The organism is Prosthecobacter sp. (assembly GCF_044227185.1).
Classification (GTDB): Bacteria; Verrucomicrobiota; Verrucomicrobiia; order Verrucomicrobiales; family Verrucomicrobiaceae; genus Prosthecobacter.
On the sequence record NZ_JBGAFO010000010.1, the window covers coordinates 121,775 to 145,669 of the forward strand.

At 62.3% G+C, this 23,895-nt stretch carries 23 protein-coding genes; 18 read left to right on the forward strand and 5 right to left on the reverse strand.

What is annotated here, in order from left to right; translation table 11 throughout:
• Position 1: 1 nt before the first annotated feature.
• The 16 genes from ACILSQ_RS22215 to ACILSQ_RS22290 all read left to right on the forward strand — a co-directional run bounded on the left by ACILSQ_RS22215 (position 2) and on the right by ACILSQ_RS22290 (position 18,451).
• Entirely contained in the window at positions 2–1,315 is a 1,314-nt protein-coding gene (locus ACILSQ_RS22215; RefSeq protein WP_395745862.1) for a sugar transferase, read from the forward strand.
• A complete protein-coding gene (locus ACILSQ_RS22220) occupies positions 1,312–1,605 on the forward strand; it encodes an STAS domain-containing protein (RefSeq protein WP_395745863.1) in 294 nt (97 codons plus the stop codon). The genes ACILSQ_RS22215 and ACILSQ_RS22220 overlap by 4 nt, the downstream gene beginning before the upstream one ends.
• Before the next feature lie 6 nt (positions 1,606–1,611).
• Entirely contained in the window at positions 1,612–3,384 is a 1,773-nt protein-coding gene (locus ACILSQ_RS22225; RefSeq protein ID WP_395745864.1) for a SpoIIE family protein phosphatase, read from the forward strand.
• Entirely contained in the window at positions 3,371–3,778 is a 408-nt protein-coding gene (locus tag ACILSQ_RS22230) for a response regulator (protein WP_395745865.1), read from the forward strand. The genes ACILSQ_RS22225 and ACILSQ_RS22230 overlap by 14 nt, the downstream gene beginning before the upstream one ends.
• Entirely contained in the window at positions 3,775–4,968 is a 1,194-nt protein-coding gene (locus ACILSQ_RS22235; protein WP_395745866.1) for an alkaline phosphatase family protein, read from the forward strand. Before ACILSQ_RS22230 ends, ACILSQ_RS22235 begins: the two co-directional genes overlap by 4 nt.
• A gap of 99 nt (positions 4,969–5,067) precedes the next feature.
• On the forward strand, positions 5,068–6,636 hold the full coding sequence (locus tag ACILSQ_RS22240) for a lipopolysaccharide biosynthesis protein (RefSeq protein ID WP_395745867.1): 1,569 nt from the start codon (positions 5,068–5,070) through the stop codon (positions 6,634–6,636).
• A 6-nt stretch (positions 6,637–6,642) separates the two neighbouring features.
• Positions 6,643–7,941, forward strand: coding sequence for a glycosyltransferase family 4 protein (locus ACILSQ_RS22245; RefSeq protein WP_395745868.1), 1,299 nt, complete (start codon positions 6,643–6,645; stop codon positions 7,939–7,941).
• Positions 7,938–8,813 (forward strand): glycosyltransferase family 2 protein, encoded by an 876-nt coding sequence (locus ACILSQ_RS22250; protein WP_395745869.1) that lies wholly within the window; start codon positions 7,938–7,940, stop codon positions 8,811–8,813. The genes ACILSQ_RS22245 and ACILSQ_RS22250 overlap by 4 nt, the downstream gene beginning before the upstream one ends.
• Positions 8,810–10,033: a glycosyltransferase family 4 protein gene (locus ACILSQ_RS22255; protein WP_395745870.1), complete on the forward strand. Its 1,224-nt coding sequence runs from the start codon at positions 8,810–8,812 to the stop codon at positions 10,031–10,033. Before ACILSQ_RS22250 ends, ACILSQ_RS22255 begins: the two co-directional genes overlap by 4 nt.
• Entirely contained in the window at positions 10,030–11,094 is a 1,065-nt protein-coding gene (locus ACILSQ_RS22260) for a hypothetical protein (RefSeq protein ID WP_395745871.1), read from the forward strand. Before ACILSQ_RS22255 ends, ACILSQ_RS22260 begins: the two co-directional genes overlap by 4 nt.
• A gap of 38 nt (positions 11,095–11,132) precedes the next feature.
• The gene (locus ACILSQ_RS22265) at positions 11,133–12,398 is read left to right on the forward strand and encodes a glycosyltransferase (protein ID WP_395745872.1); all 1,266 of its coding nucleotides are present in this window, start codon (positions 11,133–11,135) and stop codon (positions 12,396–12,398) included.
• A complete protein-coding gene (locus ACILSQ_RS22270; RefSeq protein ID WP_395745873.1) occupies positions 12,385–13,863 on the forward strand; it encodes a WecB/TagA/CpsF family glycosyltransferase in 1,479 nt (492 codons plus the stop codon). Before ACILSQ_RS22265 ends, ACILSQ_RS22270 begins: the two co-directional genes overlap by 14 nt.
• Positions 13,860–15,017 carry a glycosyltransferase family 4 protein gene (locus tag ACILSQ_RS22275; RefSeq protein WP_395745874.1) on the forward strand — a complete coding sequence of 386 codons (1,158 nt, stop codon included), beginning with the start codon at positions 13,860–13,862 and terminating at the stop codon, positions 15,015–15,017. Before ACILSQ_RS22270 ends, ACILSQ_RS22275 begins: the two co-directional genes overlap by 4 nt.
• 93 nt (positions 15,018–15,110) lie before the next feature.
• Positions 15,111–16,499: a glycosyltransferase family 4 protein gene (locus tag ACILSQ_RS22280; RefSeq protein WP_395745875.1), complete on the forward strand. Its 1,389-nt coding sequence runs from the start codon at positions 15,111–15,113 to the stop codon at positions 16,497–16,499.
• Positions 16,489–17,655 carry an acyltransferase family protein gene (locus ACILSQ_RS22285; RefSeq protein WP_395745876.1) on the forward strand — a complete coding sequence of 389 codons (1,167 nt, stop codon included), beginning with the start codon at positions 16,489–16,491 and terminating at the stop codon, positions 17,653–17,655. Before ACILSQ_RS22280 ends, ACILSQ_RS22285 begins: the two co-directional genes overlap by 11 nt.
• Before the next feature lie 130 nt (positions 17,656–17,785).
• Positions 17,786–18,451, forward strand: a complete 666-nt coding sequence (locus ACILSQ_RS22290; RefSeq protein ID WP_395745877.1) for a response regulator — start codon at positions 17,786–17,788, stop codon at positions 18,449–18,451.
• Positions 18,452–18,514: 63 nt separating this feature from the next.
• Here ACILSQ_RS22290 and ACILSQ_RS22295 read toward each other — a convergent pair whose 3' ends face one another.
• On the reverse strand, positions 18,515–18,649 hold the full coding sequence (locus ACILSQ_RS22295) for a hypothetical protein (RefSeq protein WP_395745878.1): 135 nt from the start codon (positions 18,647–18,649) through the stop codon (positions 18,515–18,517).
• A gap of 18 nt (positions 18,650–18,667) precedes the next feature.
• Entirely contained in the window at positions 18,668–18,904 is a 237-nt protein-coding gene (locus ACILSQ_RS22300) for a hypothetical protein (protein WP_395745879.1), read from the reverse strand.
• Positions 18,905–19,038: 134 nt separating this feature from the next.
• On the opposite strand from ACILSQ_RS22300, the gene ACILSQ_RS22305 reads away from it, so the two are divergent.
• The gene (locus ACILSQ_RS22305) at positions 19,039–19,845 is read left to right on the forward strand and encodes a glycosyltransferase family 2 protein (RefSeq protein ID WP_395745880.1); all 807 of its coding nucleotides are present in this window, start codon (positions 19,039–19,041) and stop codon (positions 19,843–19,845) included.
• On the opposite strand, the gene ACILSQ_RS22310 is transcribed toward ACILSQ_RS22305, so the two are convergent.
• Positions 19,814–21,385, reverse strand: coding sequence for a DEAD/DEAH box helicase (locus tag ACILSQ_RS22310; RefSeq protein ID WP_395745881.1), 1,572 nt, complete (start codon positions 21,383–21,385; stop codon positions 19,814–19,816). The two genes, ACILSQ_RS22305 and ACILSQ_RS22310, sit on opposite strands and share 32 nt — an antisense overlap.
• A gap of 129 nt (positions 21,386–21,514) precedes the next feature.
• Positions 21,515–22,000: a GNAT family N-acetyltransferase gene (locus ACILSQ_RS22315; protein ID WP_395745882.1), complete on the reverse strand. Its 486-nt coding sequence runs from the start codon at positions 21,998–22,000 to the stop codon at positions 21,515–21,517.
• A 219-nt stretch (positions 22,001–22,219) separates the two neighbouring features.
• On the opposite strand from ACILSQ_RS22315, the gene ACILSQ_RS22320 reads away from it, so the two are divergent.
• Positions 22,220–23,017 carry a L,D-transpeptidase family protein gene (locus ACILSQ_RS22320; RefSeq protein ID WP_395745883.1) on the forward strand — a complete coding sequence of 266 codons (798 nt, stop codon included), beginning with the start codon at positions 22,220–22,222 and terminating at the stop codon, positions 23,015–23,017.
• Positions 23,018–23,040: 23 nt separating this feature from the next.
• Here ACILSQ_RS22320 and ACILSQ_RS22325 read toward each other — a convergent pair whose 3' ends face one another.
• A complete protein-coding gene (locus tag ACILSQ_RS22325; protein WP_395745884.1) occupies positions 23,041–23,892 on the reverse strand; it encodes a nitrilase-related carbon-nitrogen hydrolase in 852 nt (283 codons plus the stop codon).
• Positions 23,893–23,895 lie beyond the last annotated feature (3 nt).

The window sequence follows — 23,895 nt, forward strand, 5'->3', positions numbered from 1 at the left end:
CATGGACGTTTTCATCATCTGCCCGGACCACCGCAAATGCGCCGGCTTCGCCCGCCGCATCCGCCCTCTGGCTCTCTGGCCCGTGCTGGGCCGCACCCTGCTGGATCTCTGGCTGGAACATCTGGCCGCCGCAGGCGTGAAGCACGCGACCATCCTGGCCGCGGACCGTCCGCATGAAATCCGCCACGCGGTGGATCAGGGCGGGCGCTGGGGGCTCTCGATCACGGTGCTCTCGGTCAAGCGGGAGCCCAGCATTGAGGAAACGCGTCTGCGCTTCACGGGCAAAGACTCCGCTGGAAGGGCGCCGAACATCATCACGCTGGACACGCTGCCCTCGCTGCCGCACAAGCCGCTGTGGGAAAGCTCCGCCGCCTTGTTCGACATCATGCTGAACAATCTGCGTGTGACGCCTCCCGAGTCCCATCTGACCATGCGGGAAATCGCCCCCGAGGTGCACGTCAGCACGCGGGCGCGCATCGCCGCCACGGCCCAAATTGAAGGCCCCGTGTGGATCGGCCCCCAGGTCATCGTGGGAGACAATGCGCAAATTCTGGCAGGCACCGTCATCGAGGAGGCCGCCTACATTGACCGCCATGCCATCGTCAGTGAAAGCTGGGTGGGGCCGAGCACCTACGTCGGCGCCCTGACGAACGTGCAGAACTCCTTTGCGTGGGGAGGCGGCATCGAGAACTGGAACAAGGGCACGTTTCTGGAGGTGACAGACGACTTCCTGCTCACCAATCTCACGCATCAGCCTTTTGGCGGGGTGCGCAACGGCTGGTTCACCCGCATCGCCGGACTTCTGCTGATGGTGCTCACGGCGCCGCTGGCGCTGATCTTCGCCCTGTGGACATGGCTGGTGAGATGGCGGCCGGCGTTTGAAAGCCGGCAGGTGGTGCTGCCGCCGCCGACCAAGCAGGACCGCTACAGTCCCAGCACACGGCTCTATTCACTCGTTTCCGGCCCCGGTTTGTTTGCACGCTGGCCGGAGCTGTGGTCCGTGTGGCGTGGCGACATGCACCTGGTGGGCAACCGCCCGCTCCCGCAGGCACGCGCCGCGCTGCTGACCAACGAATTTGAACGCATGTGGTTCGATGCTCCCGCGGGCATCTTCTCCTACGCCGACATCATGAACGACGGCATGGACAGCAGTGACAACGACACCGCCCACAGCGCGTGCTACGCCATTCATCGCAGCCTGCGGCTGAACCTCCGCATCCTGATGTACTGCCTGCCGCGCTTTTTAATGCCGCTGCCCCGGAAGGAGCATGGCACCCCTGCCAACAGCCAACTCAAACCTGCACACAATCCATGACACTTGCCGCGTCCGCCCAGATCACCGCCCCTGCCGAACTCTGCGCCTCCACCGCGAGGCTCTGGCGCGACCGACTGGAGCACGAAATCAAAGCCGAGCATGAAGAAGCGTGCATTGACCTGTCCGCCACGCGCTTCATCGACAGCTCCGGCCTCGGAGTGCTGCTGACACTGAACAAAAGCCTGCGTGCCCGCGGCGCCAGCCTGAAGCTGCTCAATCCTTCGTCCGCCGTCTGCCAGCTGATCGAACTGACAAGACTTCATCGCGTTTTCGAAATTATCCACGATTGATCGTTCATGGCGCTCCCACAGCAGCAGTTCGACGGCTTCCGGCTCGATTTCCCAGCCACGCTGGATGACGCGCGCGATGCCGTGCGCTCTGTCATGCAGTGGCTGGCGGACCGGCGGATCCAGGAGGACGAATGCCAGACATGGGAGCTGGTGCTGGCGGAAGCAGCCAACAACGCCGTTCTCTACGCCACCCCTGAACAGGCACGCCAGAACGTCCGCATCGAAGCGGCGCTGTCTGAGGATGACATCGCGGTGCGCATCACGGACCACACCAGCGGCTTTGACTGGCCCGAGAAGGTGGAGCTGCCTGAAGACGACGAGTCCGAACATGGGCGCGGGCTTTTCATCATCAGTTCACTCACCGACCACGCCTCCTACCTGCGCGGACAGGGGCAAAACGTGCTCTGCCTGAGCGCGCGGCGCAAATCACCGCCGCAGGCCACGGAGGACACCGAGGCCACGCTGGAACTCATGACGGCCGAGGTGGCCTCCTGCTACGAAACGCTGGCCAACATTTTCCGGCTCATCGCCGATGCTGGCAACGACGTGGAGCCGGTGGCTCTGGCGTCGCGCTGGCTCGACGAGCTGCGTGAGCTGGCGGGCGCCGATTTTCTGGTGCTGCGCATGACGGCGGCGGAGGCGGCCAGGCTTCCCCTTCTGGGAGGAGTGCCCGCCGCCATCGCCTGGGAGCCGCTGCTGGATTTCCGTGTGGCGGACGCCATCGAGACCCGCGCCGCCGTCACACGTCAGGATCAGTGGTTTGACGGCGGCACCACCTTTGCCGCCGCAGATCCGCTGCGGAAAGCCGGAGAGCACATCAGCGGACTGGCGCACCCGCTGGAAAGCGGCGGAGATCTCGCGGGTGTGCTGACGGTGGGTGTTTTCAAACCGTGCTGGGAGCCTTCCGCACGCGAGCTGAACGTGGTGCGCAGCCTGGGTGATTTTCTTGGCGCGCTGCTGCATGGACTGCACCGGCGCGATGAAGCGAACCAGGCACGCCTGATGAAACGTGAGCTGCAGATCGCGGCGGACATTCAGCGCTCGCTGCTGCCGGCGGAACTGCCGCAGACCCCCTTCATCCACTGCGCCGCACATCTGGCCACGGTGGGAGAAGTGGGAGGAGATTATCTGGATGGCATTCTGCTGCCAGACGGCGGCCTGCTCTTTGTGGTGGCGGATGTCATGGGCAAAGGGGTGCCCGCCGCATTGTTTGCCACTGCCTTTCACAGCCTGCTGCATTCGCATCTCGAACTGGCCTCAAGACCTTCCCGCCTGATGCAGCGGCTGAACCAGGCGATGTTTTCCGAACTCGACCGGGCGGACATGTTCATCACGGCGCAGCTCGTGCACATCACCGCCGACGGGCTGGGGCTGAACGTCTGCGGGGCGGGCCATGCGCCGCTGCTGCTCAGCGACGGACGGCAGATTCAGGAAGTCAGCGCGGACGGTCCACCCCTTGGTGTCACCCCAGGCGCGCAGTATCAGGACTATGCGGTGAATCTCAGCGCTTACACGCATGTGCTTCTCCATACGGACGGCCTGAGTGACGTGGTCTCGGGCGGCGGCATTCTGAGCCGTGACGAGCTCCACACCTGGCTGCGCCGCACCGCCTCCGCCGCGGAGGATGCGGGAGCGTCACGCGACAGCCTGCACCGTCTGCACCGCAGCGCGGTGGACGCCGCGAGCCAGCAGGACGACGCCACTTTCATGGTCATCACACGCGGTGCGCGCACGCTTTCCGCCAACACTCAAAACTCCCTCTCCCATGCCAAAGGATAGCCCCATTCTCGTCGTGGATGACGAACCCCACATGCGCCGGGTGGCGGAACTCAGCATGAAGCCGCTCGGTCATCCCATCCTGCTGGCCGGAGACGGCCTGGAGGCGGTGAAGCTGGCCCGCAGCCGGCAGCCCTGCATCATCCTGCTGGACCACATCATGCCGGTGATGGATGGCAAGGCCGCCCTGCAGGAACTGAAGGCGGACCCTGCCACGCGTGACATTCCGGTCATCATTCTCAGCTCCCGCGGCCAGCTTGCCGTGGGCCAGTATCAGGGATTTGAAAGCGCCACGATGTTTGTCTCCAAGCCCTTCAGTCCTGCCCTGCTCCGGCGCGAGGTGGAACGCTTGATCTCAAATGCCGCGCCTTTGGAGCCTGAACCCGCCTTCGCATGAAGCAACGCCTGGACCTTTTCATCATGATCGATGCCTGCGGGTGGGAGATCATCAAGGACCGCCCGCAGTTTCTCAGCGCGCTGGCGCCGCACCGGCGGAAACTTGAGAGCGTTTTCGGCTACAGCAGCACCTGCGTGCCGAGCATTCTCAGCGGCCGCTGGCCGGACGAGCACCACAACTGGTGCTACTTCATTCATGATCCGCAGAACTCCCCCTTTCGCAGCCTGAGCTGGCTGCGCTGGCTGCCCAAGGCCCTGACCAGCCGCCGCATTGTGCGCCGTTACCTGACCAAAGTCGTCAAATCGACGCTGGGCTTCAAAGGCTACTTTGACCTCTACAACATCCCCTTTCACCTCATTCATCTGTTTGACTTCACGGAGAAAAAGAGCCCGCTGCAGCCGCGTGGAATGAACCGCGGCCCCAATGTGTTTGATCTTCTGGTGGAGAAAGGCGTGCCCTACTTCGTCACCGAGCCGGATTTGAGCGAGGAAACCAACCGCGACCGTCTGATCGCTGACATCGAAGGCGAACGCATCGATTTCGCGTTTCAATACTGGGCGGGGCTTGACGGCCTGCTGCACCGGGTGGGCAACCAATCACCGGAGATCGACACGAAGCTCGCAGAGTATGAAGCCTGGATCACCCAGACGATGACGACGGCGCAAAAACACTACCGCACGGTCAATCTCCATGTCTTCAGCGATCATGGCATGGCCAACTGCGACCGGCATCTTGATCTGCGCAGCAAGATTGAGGCGCTCGGCCTTCGCATCGGCGCTGATTACAACGTCGTGTATGACAGCACGATGGCGCGCTTCTGGTTCTTCAATGACGCGGCACGCCAGAAAGTCTCCAAAGCGCTCGAAGATGTTCCAGAAGGCCGTATCATGCCGGAGGAGGAACTCCGGCGTTTCCGCGCCCATTTTGCAGACGGCCGGTATGGCGAGCTCATTTTCCTGGTACAGGAAGGTGTGCTGATCGTGCCCAGCCACATGGGAGAGCGCCCCATCCGTGCCATGCATGGATACCACCCGCATGATCCGCAGAGCTACGCCACGCTCTTCAGCAACTCATCCTCCGTGCCAAAGGACATCACCCACATCCCTCACATTCACCGCCTGATGGAGGCCGCGCTGGAACGCCCCGAGGTGGACCTCTCCGCCTCCGCCCTCCACGCCCTGGCTGCGTGAAACCCTGGCGCACCTGACACTTCCCTTGCCTCTCGGGTCAACCCCGCATCTGCGGGGATTGTTCAGAGAGGGGCTCACCGCGAGGTTTTGGCACTCGCGATGACCTACGACTCCGTCAAGCAACACATCTGGAGCAACGCTCTCTCGAACTACCTGCGCACCTTCGTCGGCATCATCGTCGGTCTGGTCACTTTCCGGCTTTTATACCAGGCGCTGCCGCAGGAATCCTTCGGATTTTGGTCCTTGCTCTGGAGTGTTTTTGGCTACGGCATTCTGCTGGACTTTGGTTTTGGGTTTGCCGCACAAAAGCGGGTGGCCGAGCTGTCCGTCACACGTGAGTGGCACAAGCTGAGCCAGGTGCTGAGCACGATCCTGTTCTTCTATCTTGGAGTGGCGGTGCTCATGGCGGCCACAGTCGCTCTGGGAGCCGATGACATCGTGCGGGCCTTCGGAGTTTCACCGGCCCGTCACGCCGAGTTCCGCATCGTCCTGATCGCCTTCTTCGCCGCCATCGCCCTGGCATTTCCCCTGGGCATCTTCCCGGAGATTTTGCGCGGGCAGCAGCGCATCAGCACGGCCAACAACATCACCACTGCCGCCATGCTGATGCGTCTCGCAGTCATCGCGTGGGCGGTTTATGCGGGATGGAGCCTGCTGGCCATCATGCTCACCGCGCTGTTCTTTGCGCTGGCTCCGGATCTTGTCTCGGCCTTTTTCGCACTTCGGCACATGCCTGAAGTGAAGCTGCGCCCTCACCTGTTTTCAAAGTCCATCATGCGGGAAACGATGGGCTTCTCCATTTTTGCGTACATCACCACGGCCACCAACATTGTGCTGGGGAAAACCGACCAGCTGGTGCTCGGCGCCACGCTTTCGATCGGTGCGGTGGCCGTCTATCAGGCAGGCGCCAAAGTGGCCGAGGTCTTTGCGCAGTTCACCAAACAACTGCAGGACACGCTCTCTCCGGCCGCGGCGCATCTGCAGGCCAGCGGCGAGCACTCCGCCCTGCGGGATCTGCTGCAGCGCGGGACACGCTGGAGCGCCATCATCGCCACGCCGCTGTATGTGCTGTGCGCCTTTGAGCTGGAGCCGCTGCTGCGGGTGCTCACCGGAGACAAACACATCGCCGCTGAAACGTGGCAGGTGGCGCAGGTGCTGCTGCTGTGGTTTTACAGTTCGGCGCTGACCCACAGCGTGAGCAAACGCATCTACATGATGACCGGCCACGAGCGGCGCCTGATGTGGATGGGTCTGGGGGAGGCGGCGGCGAACCTGGTGCTGAGCATCAGTCTCGCGCTGCTGTTTCAAAATGTGGTCAGTGTCGCCGTGGGCTCGCTCATTCCCTCGCTCTTCTTCGGTTGGTTCCTGCTCTGGCCCTGGGTGGCACGGGACGTCAGGCTGGGCCCGTGGCAGCTCTTCCGTGAGACGGTGCTGCCGGCCTGGACTGCGTGCATTCCGGCGGCTCTCGTGCTGGGCGCGCCACTGCTGTTTCCGGGTTTGCAGATCGAGAACACCTGGCTGCGCATTCTGCTGATGGGAAGCGCAGGCGGTCTGACCGCCCTGCTCTGCCTGTGGTACGGCTCCCTGGCTGCCTCAGAACGGCGGACCCTTCGCTCCCGCCTTCCGTCCCCCTTCAAAAAAAATCCACCCGCGCTTCAGGCCGCGTGACCTCTCATGCAAGCATCCCACATTCTCCGCAAGTATGATCCAGCTCAATGGGGTGGCACCGAGACTGCCGTGCAACGGCTGGTTCAGGGACTCCGGCAGCATAGTGTTTCGTCCATGGTACATGCTCCAGGAAACGCCGCGCCCGGTGAAAACGATCCGCTGCGGGATGCCGGCGCCGAGGTGAAGCGCTATCGTGCCTTTGTTCCCGTGTCCGGCATTTCCCCTGCACAGCGGGAGGAACTCGTTTCATGGGGTGGCAATTTGTTTTCATTTGAGCTGTTCTGGCAGCTTCGCGCCAGCAGGTCGGATGTGATGCACACACACGCGCTCAATCGTCTGGCGGGCATCAGCCTGATGGCAGCCCGGACCCGCGGCGTGCCTCATGTGATCACCCTGCATGGCGGGGCGCTGGACATTCCAGACGAAGTGAATGCAAAGCTCACCGCTCCGCTCAAAGGCGGCTTTGAATGGGGAAAGATTCTCGGCGCGCTGGTGCGCAGCCGGCGCGTGCTGCAGAACACGGACGCCATCTTCACCTGCAACCCGCGTGAAGCGGCCCTGCTGCAGGAAAAATATCCCGGGCAGCGCATCATCGTGCAGCCCCACTCGGTGCCTGCGGCCCAGTACGCCGTGGACTGCCGTGCCGCCGCGCTCAAGGCCTTTCCGCAGATCGCGGAACGCGATCTCATCGTCAAAGTCGCGCGGCTTGATCCCGCCAAGAACCTGCCCTGGCTGGTGCGGCAGTTTCCGGCGATCAAACGGCGTCACCCGCGTGCGATGCTTGTGCTCGCAGGCGCGGGAACGACTCAGTCTGTGGTCGAAGAGCTGCATCGCGAGATCAACCGCCTGGGCCTGGGCAATGATGTGCTGCTCACCGGCGGCCTCGCCGCGGGGAGTGCGGAACTGATCGGTCTCATTCAATCCGCACGCCTGTTTGTGCTGAGCTCCACTGCGGAACCGTTTGGCATCGTCATTCTCGAAGCCTGGGCCGCAGGCACGCCCGTGCTTTCCTCCCGCACATCCGGCGCTGCCTCGCTGATTGATCACGGTCAGACGGGCCTGCTCTATGATCTGGATAAAACCTCCGATTTTCACTCCGGGATCGACACGCTCATGATCAGCAACCAGCTGCATCGTTACCTGAGCGCGGAGGCACGGGAGCATGTACGCGCTGAGTTCGACGTCCCCACCGTCGCGGGGCGCGTGGCACGGGTTTACGAGGAACTGGTCGAAGCAAAAAAAATCAAAGGCTCTAAAAAGACGCTGCCCCGCCAGGGAGTCCAACTCGCCGCCAAACTGTCATGAGCGATCCTCTCGTCAGCATCGTCATGCGGTCCTTCAATGAAGCCTGGGCGCTGAAGGAAACCCTGCCGGCGCTGGCCGGACAAAACTGGGAAAACCGGGAGCTGATCGTCATCGACAGCGGCTCCAGCGATGGTTCGCAGGAACTGATTCGCGCGGCCAAACCTGCGCACTTCGTGCAGATCACACCGCAGGAATACAATCCCAGCCGTGTGATGAACCACGGAATGCGGCTCGCCCGCGCCGAACGCGTGATCTTTCTCAACGCCGACGCAACACCGCAAAACAATCATTGGTTGAGGCCGCTGGCGGAGACACTGGCGGACTCCCGTGTCGCCGCGTGTTTTGGCCGGCAGATTCCCCGCCCTGACTGCCAGGCGGTGTTTGCCTGCGATTACGACCGCTGCTTTGGGCCTGAACGTGAATCTGCCCGCTGGGATCATTTTTTCAGCATGGTGAGCAGCGGACTGCGGAGGGAGGCATGGGAGCTGCGCGGCTTTCGCGAAGACCTGCAGTATGCCGAGGACGACGAGTACACGCGCTGGTGCCGCACCCAGGGATACGAGGTGCCCTACGTCAAGGAGTCCGTGGTGATGCACAGCCACAACTACACACCCCAGCAAAGCTGGAAGCGTTCGTTTGGCGACGCCCGTGCGCTCGGCAAAACCTGGAGCCAGCGGCCGGGTGTGTTCAACTGGCCGCAGACCGTTTTGCTCGGCTGGGTCAACGATGTGCGCCATGATCTGCGCTGGTGCGCGAGGCATGGCCGCCTCCGCGAAGTATGGCATGCCATGCGCATCCGCCTGCAGCAGCGCCGGGGGAGGCTTGCGGGATTTCGTCAGGGATGGCGGGAGCAGCAGGAGGTGCCCGCATGAAAATCCTCGTTCTGACCAATCTTTATCCGCCTTGCTACGTGGGCGGCTATGAGCTGCGCTGCGCAGCGGTCACCGAGGCCCTGCGGAAGCGCGGCCATGACGTGCATGTGCTCACCTCCAATCACGGATCGAAGGGGGCTGCGCCGGCAGAGGAGCCGCATGTGGAGCGAAGCCTGCGCATCCATGGCTACTACGGCCATCCCTGGCTGGGACTGAGGGCGCTCAAGCGACTGGAACTGCACAATAACGAAACACTGAGCCGGGCTCTCGCCGTGCTAAAGCCTGATGTCGTTCACGTCTGGTGCATGGGCGGGCTGTCAAAGTCCCTCTGCCTGACTCTGCAGCGAAGCGGAGTGCCAGCTGTCTATGATGTCAGCGACCACTGGATCCTGCGCAGTCTCACTGGAGACGTGTGGCTGGACTGGTGGAACCGCAGCAAGGGATCCATCGGATCGCGCATGCAGCGGGCGCTGTGGACTCTGTACGGCGTACGGAAACGATGCGATGCCATCGCGCCCACGAACCCCGTTTCCGACATCCGCTTTCAGCGGCTCTATTTCACCAGCGCCCGTCTTCGTGAGCTGACGGCGCAGCAGGGCTATGATGTCATGCATGGCGGCGTCATTCACTGCCCGGTGGACACGCAGCGCTTCCAGGGACCACCGGTGAACCGCCCGCCAAAGAACTGGCTGTGGGTGGGCCGTCTGGCGGAGGACAAGGGCATCCTGACAGCCCTGCGTGCGCTGCTGCTGATCAAAAGCTCCTTTGCCGGCGAACTGCATGTCTTCGGGAAGGGCGATGATGCCTACGTGACGATGCTGAAGAACTTCGCCGCCGGAAACCTCCTGCCAGTGACCTGGCACAGCGCCATGCCCGATGAAATGCCGTCGGTCTACCGTGCTCACGATGTCCTGCTGTTCACCTCAGAATGGGAGGAGCCGTTTGCCCTCACACCGCTGGAGGCCATGGCCTGCGGCCTGCCTGTCATCGGCACGATGACGGGCGGCAGCCGCGAACTGTTCCGCCACGGTGAAAACGCCGTCACTTATGATGCCGGAGCGGCAACCCAGCTCGCGGAGCGGATTTTGCTGCTGCAAAGCGAACACCACCTGCGCGCGAGCATCGCCCAAACCGGCCATGCGGAAGTACATCAGCGCTTCGCCATGGCCCCCATCGTGGATCAGATCGAACAATACCTGCGTGAATCCCTGCCTGCATGAGCACACGCTTCACCATCGACGGCAGCGAAATCCTGGAGCAGCACCTGGCCATGACGTGCACTCACGTGCGTGCCGGCGTTGAACGCATCATTCCCGCGGCCAGACTCGAGGGTCTGGTGCTGGCGGGTGGCTATGGGCGCGGTGAAGGCGGCGTCCTGCGGGAAAACGGCCGGGACCTGCCCTACAATGACCTGGAGTTTTTCGTGTTCATTCGTGGCAGCACGCTCATCAACGACCGCCGTTTCAAGACGGCACTGCACGGACTGGGAGAGTCTCTTTCCCATGTGGTCGGGCTGGATGTGGAGTTCAAAATTCTCTCCATCGCGCGTCTACGCCGCAGCCCGGTCAGCATGTTCTACTACGATCTGGTGATGGGACACCGCTGGCTGATCGGCGGAGAGGAGCTTTTTACTGGATGCGATCATCATCGCGATGCCACCTCCATCCCATTGCATGAGGCCACGCGGCTCCTTTTCAACCGCTGCTCCGGCCTGCTGTTTGCCAATGATCGGCTGGGCCGGAAAGATTTCGGCATCGAGGACGCCGACTTTGTGGGGCGAAATCTGGCCAAGGTCCGGCTTGCCCTGGGAGATGTGATCCTGGCCATGAACGGCCGCTATCACTGGAGCTGCCTGGAACGTCACCGCAGGCTGCAGACACTGCCCGGCGTGGACGCTGGAATCCTGTCCCACCATGCCGCTGGTGTGGAGTTCAAGCTTCATCCGCAGCGCTCGACGCAAACACGGGACGAACTGGTCAAGGAGCACTCGGAGCTGTCACAACTGGCCCTGAAGATCTTCCTCCAGCTCGAAAGCCGGCGTCTGGAAATGAAACTGTCAACGCCTGTCGATTATCTCTCCAGCAGGACCAACAAGTGTCCGGAAGTACCTGTGTGGAAGAACGTCCTTCTCCGCCTCCGCACGCGCGGGATTCCCTCACCCCTGACTCGCTACCCGCGCGAGCATCTGCTGCATGAAATGGTGACAATGCTCTGGACGCAACGCGACGCATCCGCCTCCGCGATCCAGCAGTACATGGCGCTGTGGAGCCGCTTTAACTAGCCTCCATTTCCCCCCACTTGCGGGCGATGCATTTGGTCATGATCCTGGTTTGGTACGGGAAGTTCATCCTGCTCATGCACATCCTGGTCGTTTACCCCTACATCCCCTACCCGATCGACCGCGGCACCTATCAACGGGTGTTTCATCTGCTGCGTGAGCTGGCCAGGGACCACACCATCGATTTGATCGCGCTTTCGGAAAAAGGTGAGCGCGTGGAGCACCGCAGCGTCTTCGAAACCTTCTGCCGCAAAGTTGTCTTTGTGCCCTTCGTGCATCCACCGTGGCCGCGGCTGGTTCCCAACCGGCTGCTGCATGCACTGCCCACCACAATCCGTCACTGGTGGCTGCCGCAGCTCGCGGACACCATCGGCGCCATGCTCGATCAAAACGAGTACGACATGGTGCATGTGTGCGACATCGTCATGGCGCAGTATTTTCTCAAGAGCCATCTGGAGATACCGCTGAGTGTGGACCGCAGCCGGGTGGATCTGCAGTTTCAGGAGGAGCAGTACGCCCGCATGCCCAAGGAGCTTAAATCGTCGCTGTTGTATCGCGAACAGGTGTGGAAGCTCCGCCGGTTCGAACATCAGGTCGCACGCCGGAGCGCCGTGCAGGTGGTGTGCGGACCCGATGACGAGCGCTTCATCCGCTCGGAAGTGAGCAGGAAGGTGCCCGTGGCGGTGATCACGAACGGAGTCGATCTCGACTATTTCAGCCCTGACGCCGCGCCAGCCCGCCGTGACAGCGCGCCAACGGTTCTATACTGCGGTGCCATGGACTATATGCCAAACGTGGACGCCCTGCGCTGGTACTTTGAGGAGATTCACGCACGACTGAAGCGGCGGGTGCCGGATTTGAAGGTGCTGATCGTGGGCACGTCACCAGTTGATGAAGTGAAAGCGTATGGCGCTCTGCCGGATGTCACCGTCACCGGAGGCGTACCGGATGTGCGGCCCTGGTACCGCCGCGCCTGGGCGCAGATCGTGCCGCTGCGCATCGGCGGCGGCACCCGGCTCAAGATTCCGGAAAGCATGGCGATGGGCACCCCCGTGATCAGCACCACCATCGGCGCGCAGGGCCTGAACCTGACTCACGGCACGGACATCCTGCTCGCAGACACGCCGGAGATGTTTGCACACTACACCGAGCGCATGCTTCACGACGAAACATTGCGCCAGAGAATTGAGGAACGAGGCATGCAGACCTGCCGCGGACGCTTTGGCTGGCCCGGCCTGGGACGGCAGCTTAGCCGCTACTATTCGCAGCATTTTCAGCCGGCCAGGAACTCCCATGAACATAACTGATGCAGCATCCCCACCGCGAAGCGGCCCGTCATTGTCCATCCTCGGCGTACCATTCGACAATGTGACGACGGATCAGGCGCTGGCGGCGATCTCAGGGATGGTCGCCTCGCGAAGGCCTCATTACATCGCCACGGCGAATGTGGATTTCACGGCGCTGGCCGTGTACGACGAGGACCTCCGGCGCATTTTGCTGGATGCCCATCTCGTGGTCTGCGATGGCATGCCGCTGGTATGGGCCTCACGCTTGCTCGGCAATGCCTTGCCGGAACGCGTCGCAGGCTCCGATCTGGTGCCGAAGCTCCTGGCCATTGCTGAAGAGAAGAACTGGAGCGTTTTCTTCCTGGGCGGAAAAAAGGAGGTGGCGGAGAAAGCCGTGCAGAAGGTGCAGGAGCGCCATCCGAAGCTCCGGATAGCGGGCATGCTCTCGCCACCCTTCCAGCCACTGCATGAAATGAATCACGCGGCGATCTGCGCCGAGATCCACTCCACCGATCCGGACCTTCTGTTTGTTTCTTTTGGCTGCCCGAAGCAGGAAAAGTGGATCGCCATGAACTATCAGCGCGCGGCCGCACCGGTGACGATCGGCGTGGGGGCGACCATCGACTTTCTCGCCGGCCACATGCTGCGCGCGCCTCTCTGGATGCAAAAGACCGGCCTCGAATGGCTGTACCGGCTGCTGCAGGAGCCACGACGGCTGTTCAAACGCTACGCCACCGACTTCGTGGTCTTTGGATTTACGATTGTGAAACAGTGGTGGCTCACGCGCGGCAGCAAACACACGGAGCCGGCCATGCCACGCGCAGCCACACCAGCCAAAACATCTGACGTCAGGCTTTCCAGCGTGGCGGAGCTCTTCTGCCCGGATCGTCTGGACGCCGCGGAGGTGCGCGCCATCGAGCAGGTCTGGATGGACAGCCTCGAAGGACAGCAGGAGGGCATCATCATCGACTGCGCCGGTGCCCAGTTCATCGACAGCACAGGGCTGGGCCTGCTGATGCGCATGCAGAAGCGCTGCCGTCACTCAGGCAAACATCTCGTGCTGGTGGCCACCTCCCCTGCCGTGCACAAGCTGCTGCAGATGACCCGCCTCAGCTCGATCTTCACGCAGGCGGACAGCCGCGAGGAGGCGCTGAACAAAATCCTGAACGCCGGCCTTCCGGCCTCAGCATTCGGCACCAAGGCCACGCCGCTGCGGCTTGACTGGAGCGGCGCCGTCACCACCAGCAGTGTGGAGAGCTTGTGGCGCGGTGCGCTGGGCGTCATTCAGAATGCCGCGGACGCACGCAATCCCGTGGTGATCGACCTGCATAAAGTTCAGGTGATGGACAGCGGCGGCCTGGGGCTGATGGCCCGCCTGAAAGACCACGCCACCAGCCGGCACATCTACCTGCGCTTCGCGAATGCCAGCCCGGTGGTGCATGAATCTCTTCGTCACGAACAAATGGAATACCTTCTCGCAGCATGAAAATAGCAATCTCCACCAGCGTCATCCAACGGGGCAAAACCGGCGTGGCGCAGTATGTACTGGCCCTGACCCGCGCGCTGATGCCTTATGCAGACGTGGTCAAATTTCACATCCTGGCCCTGGCGCAGGACCTGCCACTCTTTGAATTCGCACGGGGACGGATGGAAATCGTTCCCGTGGATGAACGCTGGCGGCCTGCCGTGCGAAACATCTGGTGGCACCAGCAGGTGCTGCCCCGCTGGCTGGACAAGCAGCAGATCGACGTGCTGCACGTGCCCAGCTACCGCCGCATGGTGCGCTCCGCCCAGTGCAATCTCGTCTCCACGATCCACGACCTGGCGCCGTTTCACCTGAAGAAGAAGTATGACCTGGCCCGCATGTTCTATGGGCGTGTCATTGTAAAGCATCTGGCCCGCAGGCAGAACGGCATCATCGCCGTGAGCACCAGCACGGCGCGTGACGTCGAGCGTTATTTTGGCGTGCCGGTGCAGAAGCAAAACGTCATTCTCAATGGCATTGATCACGCACGCTTCAATCCCGGCGACCACGCCGCCGCCCGCGCCATGGTGGCGCAGCGCTGGCAGTTGAATGAACCGTTTTTCCTGTATGTGTCGCGGCTGGAGCATCCTGCCAAAAATCACACGCGTTTGATCGAGGCCTTTGACCAGTTCAAAACCAGCACCGGCTCCCCCTGGCAGCTCGTGCTGGCGGGAAGCGACTGGCACGGCGCCGAGCATGTGCACGCCGCAGCCCGCGACTCACGCCACAGCCGCGACATCCGCTTTCTCGGATTTGTGGAGGATGCCGCGCTGCCCGACCTGTACCGTGCCGCTTCGGCCATGGTTTATCCCTCCCTGTTTGAAGGCTTCGGCCTTCCGCCCATCGAGGCCATGGCCTGCGGCTGCCCTGTCATCAGCTCCAAGCGCGGGGCGCTTGGCGAGGTCGTCGGCACTGCGGCACGGATCATCAATCCTGAAGATGTGAACGACATAGCCCAGGCGATGCAGGAGGTCTCCACGCACCCTGACCAAAGGGACTCGCTGATTCATGCCGGACTGGAGAACGCCGCCCGCTTCAACTGGGATGACAATGCCAGGCGCGTCATGGAGGTCTATGAAAGACCGTTCACAGGTTCCCGCAGTTGGGGGGGGTGAGCGGGCGATGCGCGAAATCAAGGTTCTCGGGCTCATCACCTCTGATTTTCTCCAGCACAGGCAGGTCACCATCGGCTCCGCCACTTCCCAATGATGTCATCTCCCCGCCGCATTCGTCCTCTCATCATCGCCGAGGCGGCCAATCCAACGCTCACCAGCGCGGCGCTCGTGGGCTGGTCCTGCGCAAAGGCCATCTCTGCACAGACGGACGCGCACATCGTCACCGAGTGGCGCAACCGCGATGACTTTCTCCGTGCCGGCATGGTGGAAGGCGAAGATTTCACCGCCATCAACAACCGCCGCCTGCAGCACCTGTCCTGGAGCCTCGCGACGAAGTTCAGCCGCAAGGGCAGTTTTAGCTGGAGCCTGTATGCGGTGCTTTCCAATCTCGTGTACCCTTTCTTCGAGCGCAAGCTTTGGCAGGCCTTCGACCCCAGGCTGCGAGCAGGTGAGTTTGACCTGGTGCACCGGCTGCTGCCGCTCTCCCCCACCACCTCGAGCTGGATCGCGCCCCGGTTGAAAAAGATCGGTGTGCCCCTTGTCCTAGGACCCTTGAACGGCGGCGTGCCCTGGCCCAAAGGTTTTGAGGATCTGCGCCAGCAGGAGCGCGACAGCGCAGGCAGGCTGCGCGCGCTGGTTCGCTTCTCTCCAGGCCTGAAGCGCACGCGCGAATCCGCGCACGCCATTCTCACTGCCTCGCGCACCACGCTGCGCGAGGTGCCTGCGCATCTGCGCGGCCGCTGCGTCTTCATGCCGGAAAATGCCGTCGATCTGGAAAAATTTCCTCTGACTCCCAAAGCCGTGGCGGATCCGTTCAAGCCGCTGCGCATCTCCTTTGTCGGCCGTCTGGTGGCGCTGAAGGGCGTGGACATGCTCATTGCCGCCGCAGCCCCCCTCGTCCGCAGCGGCGCGCTGCATCTGGACATCATTGGCGACGGCCCGGAACGCGAGCGGCTGCAGGCCCTGGTGGAGGGCGAAAACATCAGCTCCGGTGTGTCGATGGACGGCTGGGTTCCGCATGCACAGCTCGGCGCCCGCCTGCGTGACAGTCATTTGTTCGTGTTCCCGAGCATCCGCGAATTCGGTGGCGGAGTGGTGCTGGAAGCCATGGCGCTGGGCATCCCGGCCGTGGTGCTGGACCACGGCGGACCGCCGGAGCTGGTGCCACCGGGCACGGGCTTTGTTCTGCCCATGACCACGCGTCAGGACATCGTGAGCCGCCTGCGTCAGCTCTTGATCCAGTTGCGCAAAGACCCCGCACAGCTCCACGCCGCCGGGGAGGCCGCGCAGGCGCACGTATGCATGTACTATTCCTGGGAAGCCAAGGCGGCACAAATTCATGAGGTGTATCGCTGGGTGCTCGGCCAGCGCTCCAGCAAGCCAAACTGGGGGACGCCCATGGGCTTTGCGGATGCAGATGATTCCGAAATCGAGACTCAGGACATATCCCACCCCGTGCTCATTCCCGGTCATGCCTGCTAATGCTTCGAGCCCGGGCGCCTTCCACATCGCATCACTGGATGGCTTGCGCGCCGTGGCCATCGTGATCGTGTTTCTCAGTCATGCCGGCCTGTCCCACGTGGTTCCCGGTTTGTTCGGGGTCACGGTGTTCTTTTTTCTCAGCGGCTATCTCATCACCACCCTGCTTCGGATGGAATGCGAACGGCATGGCAGCGCCGATCTCCGCCAGTTCTTCCTGCGGCGCACGCTGCGCATCCTCCCGCCATTTTATCTGGTGCTGGGCCTCATCGCCCTGCTCACGGCATGCGGTGTTCTGAGCGGAGGTTTTCACGGGCAGGCATTGACGGCCCAGGCCCTTTTTGCCGCGAACTATTGGGAGATCGGCGGCGGCATTCAGCCTCCAGGCACGGAAGTTCTCTGGTCCCTGGCGGTGGAGGAGCATTTCTACCTGCTCTTCCCCTTTTTCTATCTCGCCATGCGGCGCATGCTGCCGCGGCGCCGGCACCAGTTTGTCCTGCTGATGGTGCTGTGCGCGGCTGTGCTTATCTGGCGCATGCTGCTGGTGCATTCCCTGTCTGCGATCGATCTGCAGCCGGGCTCCGCTCATCATCCCCGCACCTGCCACGGCACGGACACACGGCTTGACGGGCTGCTCTTCGGCTGCGCCCTGGCCGTGTGGGGAAACCCCGCTTTGGATGGCACACGCATTCGTCGCAGCCACTGGCTGTGGCTGATTCTTCCTTCCTGCCTCATGCTGCTTCTGGCCACGTTTGTGATCCGCGGCACCGCGTTCCGGGAGACCTGGCGCTACACGCTGCAAGGGCTTGCTCTGATGCCGGTGTTTATCACCGTCATCCGCCACCCAGATACGCTGCCGCTGCGTTTCCTGAACTGGCGCTGGGTCAGCCGGCTCGGCGTGCTTTCATATGCGTTTTACCTCACACATTCCCTGCTGCTGGAAGTGGTGAAACACTGGCTGCCCGCACCCGCGGGCCTGAGCCACCTCCAACTCATGCTGCTGCGGGGACTGGCCGCTTTTGCGCTCACGCTTGGCGCCTCCTGGATCCTCCATCAATGGGTGGAAAAACCCTTCCTGCGTCTGAGACGCCGTCTCGGCAGCGGCACTGCGCCGGCAGAGCCTAAGCAATCGGGCGCATTGCTGTTGAATCGTGCTTAGCGAATCCTAAAACTCGATTCATTCTCGCGCGAAAAGTCCGTTTCAAAACGACCCCGCTTGCGGTCTGTGACTTTCATTCGGAACGTACTGTGTGCAGCGCTTCCAGCGCTCTTTTTGATCATCAACAGTCATGAACCTTTCACATCCATCCATTCGCGTCGCTTGCGTCGAGGATGATCCGCACTTTCAGGCACTCCTGAAAAAAATCCTCGTGCCAGAGCGCGGCTTTGAACTTTTGAATGTGTTCAACAACACCGAACAGGCCGTGGCATCCATCCTGGAAACACGCCCGGACGTGGTTCTGCTGGACATGAAACTGCCGGGGAGGACGGGCATCGAATGTCTCAACATCCTTGAATCTCACATGCCCGCCACGGCCTTTGTGATGCTGACCTGTGACGATACCCCGCAGCAGGTCTTCGGCGCCCTCAAGGCCGGCGCATGCGGCTACGTGCTGAAAACTGCGCCTCCCGAGCATCTGCTCGAAGCCGTGCGCGCCGCCGCGCTCGGCGGCGGTCCGATGAGCCCCGCCATTTCGCGCCTGGTGATCTCAGCATTCCAGACCAAGGCGGCGGCAAAGCCGCGTATCCCTGGCATCACGCAGCGTGAGAACGAACTCCTGGGATTGTTTGTGAAAGGCTTGAGCGCCAAGGAGGCCGCCTACGAGATGGGCATCAGCTATGAAACGGTGCGGGATTATTTGAAAACCATCTATCAGAAGCTCAAGGTGCGCTCCCGCACCGAAGCGGTGCTCAAATACGTGCGCAATCAGCAGGGGCCGGCGCTGGCGTTCTGATCGATCAGGACACGCGCTCAAACCAGCCCTTGATCTGAAAGCCGCCGTCGAGGGAGCGCATCTTCATGCAGATCCAGGCCTGCGCCACCAGGCTGGCGGCCGGCCCGCCGATGCGGCGCGCATTTCTTTTTCATCGCGCAGGCACATGGCCGCGGCCACAAAGATCAGCGTGCCTTTGCCAAAGCGTGAAAAGGCCATCCAGGCCAGCGAGCCATCCTAGGCATTGGCAAGGGAGAGGAGGCCTGTGAACGCCCACGCCGCATAGCACCAGGTGCCTGGAGGCAGCCCTTTGCGCGGCGGCAGCGCCGGATCCCGCGGGCTGCGCGCCACAGCGATGATGAGAGCGACGGCAAACACCTCAATCAAAGAAGCTTCATACCCTTTGGTATGGCCGCGGTACCTTTCAATGCTGCCGACCATCAGCGTGGACCTTCCTGGCTGCAGCGAGGGCATGAACCCCATCAGTCCAAACAAAGCCCCCTGCCATGCGCGGCGCGAAGCCAGCCCCTCCTCTCACCGCCCCCGATTGCGGGGGGAGCCAGTCCGGCCATGCACGCTTAGTTTTTGGGCTCATCACGTCCTTTTCTATGAGCCGTCCCACCATCGGTGTCCTCATCCGCTTTAAAAACTCCGCCGCCACGCTGCCGCACGTGCTGCAACGCCTGCAGGCTCAGACGATCCGGCCGCTGTTCATCCTGGGAGTGGACACCGGCAGCACCGATGATTCAGCCAGGCTGATTTCGAAAACGGGAGGCCGGGTGATTGCATGGAACGGGCCCTACCATCACGCGCGCGTACTGAACCATGGCCTCAGGCATCTGCACACGGATCTGGTGCTGGTGCTGAGCTCGCACACGACGCTGGAGGACGACGACGCGGTGGAGCGCATGCTTGGCGCATTCACCGACCCGCGCGTAGCCTGTGTCAGCGCCAGATGGGACGATGATCCCTTTTACAGCGACGCCATCACCTGGGATGAACTGTGGGCCAAGGGGCTTAAGTTTGGCTCCATCTACAGCAACAGCATGGGCATGCTCCGGCGCAAAGCCTGGACCACCGCACCCTTTGATGAAAGCCTGGTCACGGCGGAAGACTACGCCTGGGCTATTGAGCAGTTGAAGCGCGGCGGCATCTGCAAACGTCTGCACCTGCGCTTCGGCTACGAGCGCAGCGGCCACGACCGCACGTTTGAATTTGCACAGCTCGTGTTTCAGTTCGCCCGCCGTTACAAGCTGCGCGTCGCCTGGCTCGGCGCGCTGCGCAGCATGCAGCAGATGCTGACGGCGGTCTTCATGTGCAGGCCGGACAGCGCGCCGCCGGCCCTGCACTACGACCGGCTGAAGGCCTGGGCGGCGATGCGCTTTACCGCCGCTTCTTCTTTTTCCGTCCGGTGAGGATGGCGCGGGCGCGGTCCTCGTCGTCGAGAGCGGTGGTGTACTTGTAGTTGAATCCCTCGAGCTTGCGCCGCTCGATCTTCTGGCCGATGAGGCGCTCGATGGAGGCCACGTTCATGAGCTCGTCCGCGGCGAAGAGTGTGAAGGCATCGCCCTCCTTCTGCGCGCGGCCGGTTCGGCCGATTCGGTGCACGTAGTCTTCCGAATGCTCGGGAACCATGTAGTTGATGACGTGCGTCACGCCGCTGACGTCCAGACCACGCGCGGCCAGGTCGGTGGCCACGATGATTTCAAACTCCCCGTTGCGGAAGCCCTGCAGGGCGCGCTCGCGGTCACGCTGGCCGATGTCCGAGTGCATCACAGCCACCTTGTATTCGTTGAGCTGGCTGAGCTCGGAGTAGATCTGGTCGGCCTGCACCTTGGTGCGGGTGAAGATCATGACGCTCTCGAAATGGGTCTGCTTCAGGATGGCAAGCAGGAGCTCCATGCGCTGGTCGCCGGCCACCGGATACATGTAGTGGCTGACGGTCTCCGCCGCGGAGAAGCGGATGCCCACCTCCACGCTTTCAGGATCTTTGAGCGCGAAATCCGCCAGGCTCTTGATCTGCGGCGGCATGGTGGCCGAAAAGAACAGCGTCTGACGCGCGGTCGGCGTCTTTTCCACGATGCGGCGCACGTCGGGCAGGAAGCCCATGTCGAGCATGCGGTCCACTTCATCGAGGATCAGCACCTCCACATCGCGCAGGTCGGCCACGCCTTCCTGCATGAAATCGAGGAGACGGCCCGGAGTGGCGACGACGATATCGACGCCTTCCTGCAGACCTTTGCGCTGTTTGTCATAGCCCACGCCGCCGTGGACGAGGAGGACACGCAGGCCGGTGTGCTTGCCGTATTTTTCAAACTGCTCCACCACCTGCGCCGCCAGTTCACGGACAGGCTCGAGGACGAGGACACGGAATTTTCCAGGAGCCCCCATGCGGGTGAGCGTGGGCAGGGCAAAGGCCGCGGTCTTGCCCGTGCCGGTCTGTGAGGCGCCCACCACATCCTTGCCGGTGAGAATAATCGGGATGGATTTTTCCTGAATGGTCGTGGGCTTGGTGTAGCCCGTTTCCCGAATCGCAGCGAGCACCGCCGGAGAAAGACCGAGCACTTCAAAGGCTTCGGGATACGGCCCCTCGGGCACAGGGGGCGGCGGGGGCGGGGGAACCGGCGCGTGGTTTTGACGCACGGGCTTGTCCTCACGCGGACCACGGGGCGGACGCCGGTCATCGCGGTCACGGCCACGCGAGGGGCCGCGGCGGCCATCACGCTCGGAGCGTTCACCACGTTCGCCACGTTCACGGGGAGGCCTTCCCTCACGTGGCGGCCTCGGGGCGTGCTCGCGCGGCTTGTCCTCATGCGGGCGTTTATGCGCGTGGATGGTGGCCGGATGATGATCTTTCGCATGCCCTTCCTTGGCGTGTTCTTTGGGGGCGTGGGCTGCCGGCTTCTTCTTGCCCCTGCCAATGACGCGTTTCAGGCCGTCCTTGAGGCGGCTCAAAAGGGAGGGTTTTTTCGGGGCGTGTTCGGTTCTGCGTGGGGTGGTCACAAGCGTTTCTGGAGTAGGAGGCGGGCTCTATCGGCCAGTTTGGGGGACAATGCAAACCCGCATCCATCCTGAGGGGCGTTCTCAGAGCTTCATGGCGTAATGCACCTGCCGGGCCACCTCCTCAAAACCACAGCTCGGATACAGGTGCTGGCCGATGGCATTGGAGGCCATGGTTTCAATCTGGGCGAGCTTCATCCCCTCCCCGCGCATGTAGTCCAGCGCGTGCTGGATCAGCCGCCTCCCCAGGCCCAGCCCGCGGGCGCTTTCCACCACGGCGATGTTCGGGATGCGGCCCCGCGCGTTCAGACGGTCCAGCCGGGTCGTGATGTAGCCGAGAATCTCCCCGCCCCGCTCCGCCACAAAGCAGCCCTCGGGACAGAGCGTCACATCATCATCAATGTGGCTGGCCTTGCGCACCTTCCAGTCGCGGTCATTCCAGAGGCCAAATTTGTGCTCCAGCATTTGCTCCAGGGCGACGCTGCCAAAGGAGGCCACCGTGATCTGTCTCAATTGTGAGAGATCCTTGTCCTGAAAGGGGCGGATGAGGAGAGGGGGCTGGTCGTCCATGTTTGCGGGGGTTGAATACTGAATAAAAGAATGATAAGGAGCGTCTCTAGACAAGCATCAATCGTTCAAATGGCACGGGTCTTGCGAAACAGCTCACCAGTTGACGACGTTGATCACGGTAATAATTCAGAGTTGCGAACATCTTAGCTTATATCATTCTTCTGGCCCATGCTGCTTTTTAGCCGGACTTCTAAAAAATCACTTTCTCCTCGCTGCCTGATGAAGGCCGTGGGAGGCGTGGTTCTTGCTGGACTGTTCAGCCAATGCACCTCCACCCCAAAAGGTGATGTGGTGGTCAGCGTCAAAGACCAGAAGCTCGGCATCTACAGCGAGGGCAAGCTGACCAAGCAGTACGTCATTTCCACCTCGAAGTTCGGTCTGGGCGATCAGAAGGGCAGCAACCGCACGCCCCTGGGCCAGCATGAAGTCATCGCCAAAATCGGCCAGGGCCTGCCTGCGGGTGCGGTCCTGAAAAGCCGCCGCTGGAACGGCGAAGTGCTCAAGCCCAACGCTCCGGGGCGTGACCCCATTGTTTCGCGCATTCTCTGGCTGCGGGGCATGGAGACCAGCAACAAAAATGCCTTCAACCGTTTCATCTACATCCACGGCACCCCGGAGGAAAACCGCCTGGGTACACCGGCCAGCTATGGCTGTGTGCGCATGGGGATGAAGGACGTGGTGGATCTGTTTAACACCGTGAACGTGGGCGCGAAAGTCGTCATCACCAAGGGCTCCCTGCCCACGGGTGAGAAAGAAAGGGCCGCCTCAGCCGCAGAGGATGCGGACGGCTCCCCTGCCCTCAATGCACCGGCCACTCTTTCAGCGCAGCCGATCGAGGTGGCGCGCATCGTGCCTTCGGAGGGCGAGAAAAAGCGGGCCGAGGAAAACGCTGCGCGTGGAAGAGCCAGGTCTGCGGCCGACAGTGAAAAGCCCGTCCAAAAGTCCCGCTCCTCCAAATCAAAGTCCTACACCAAGGTGGCGGGACACACATCGCATAAGACCAAGGGAAGAGCCTGATCCCGCGTTGCGAGGCACACTGCTCAGTCGCGCACCAGCTCGAAAGAAGGCATTTTTTTCAGCAGCGACGGGTTTGTCTCCAGCGGCATCCGGCGCATGGCCTGCAAAAGCTTGGGATCAAGCACCAGACGCTGCTTGTGAATGCCGTTCTCCACCACGTCAGTCTCACTCCACCTGGGAGCATCGCGGAAAGCCATCTGTGAAGGCCAGTAAACGCCGGTCCTGCCCACATTCACATCGATCAGCTCGACCTCTGTCTTCCCCGTGAGATGGCAGACGCCCACCACGCAGCCCAGCTCCACCGCGCGGGCCGAGGCGCAGCGTCCCACCCGTTCCACCCCCAGAATCGTCTCCGTGGCGCTGGGAACGAGGATCACATCCACACCCGCCCCGCGCAGTCGCGTGCTGATTTCGGGAATTTCGATGTCGAGGCAGATCACCACGGCAAAGCGCAGGCCCGCAAACTCCCAGAGCCGCAGTTCCGTGCCCGGCGAAAACTCCGCCTCCCAGGGCGTCAGGTGCAGCTTGTCCTGATGCAAAATACGGTCCTCCACCAGAATCAGGGCCCGGTTGCGCAATTCCTGGCGCTCGGCATCCCAGAACGGCACCGTGCCGAGGACGACCGCCTTGCCGGGCCGCATCAAGAGCGACTTCAGCGCCGGCAGCACCTCGCTCCAAAACACCTCGGCCGCCCGCTGCAGAGTCCTGGGTTCCACCAGGGGGACCAGCCCCACCCAGCTGAATTCCGGCAGCACCACCAGATCCGCCCCGTTGTCCCATGAGGACTCCACACAGTCCACCACCACCGCGGCATAGGCCGCCGGCGATTTGGCGGCAGCTTTGGAATCAAAGGTGCAGAGATCAATGGAGATCATGGC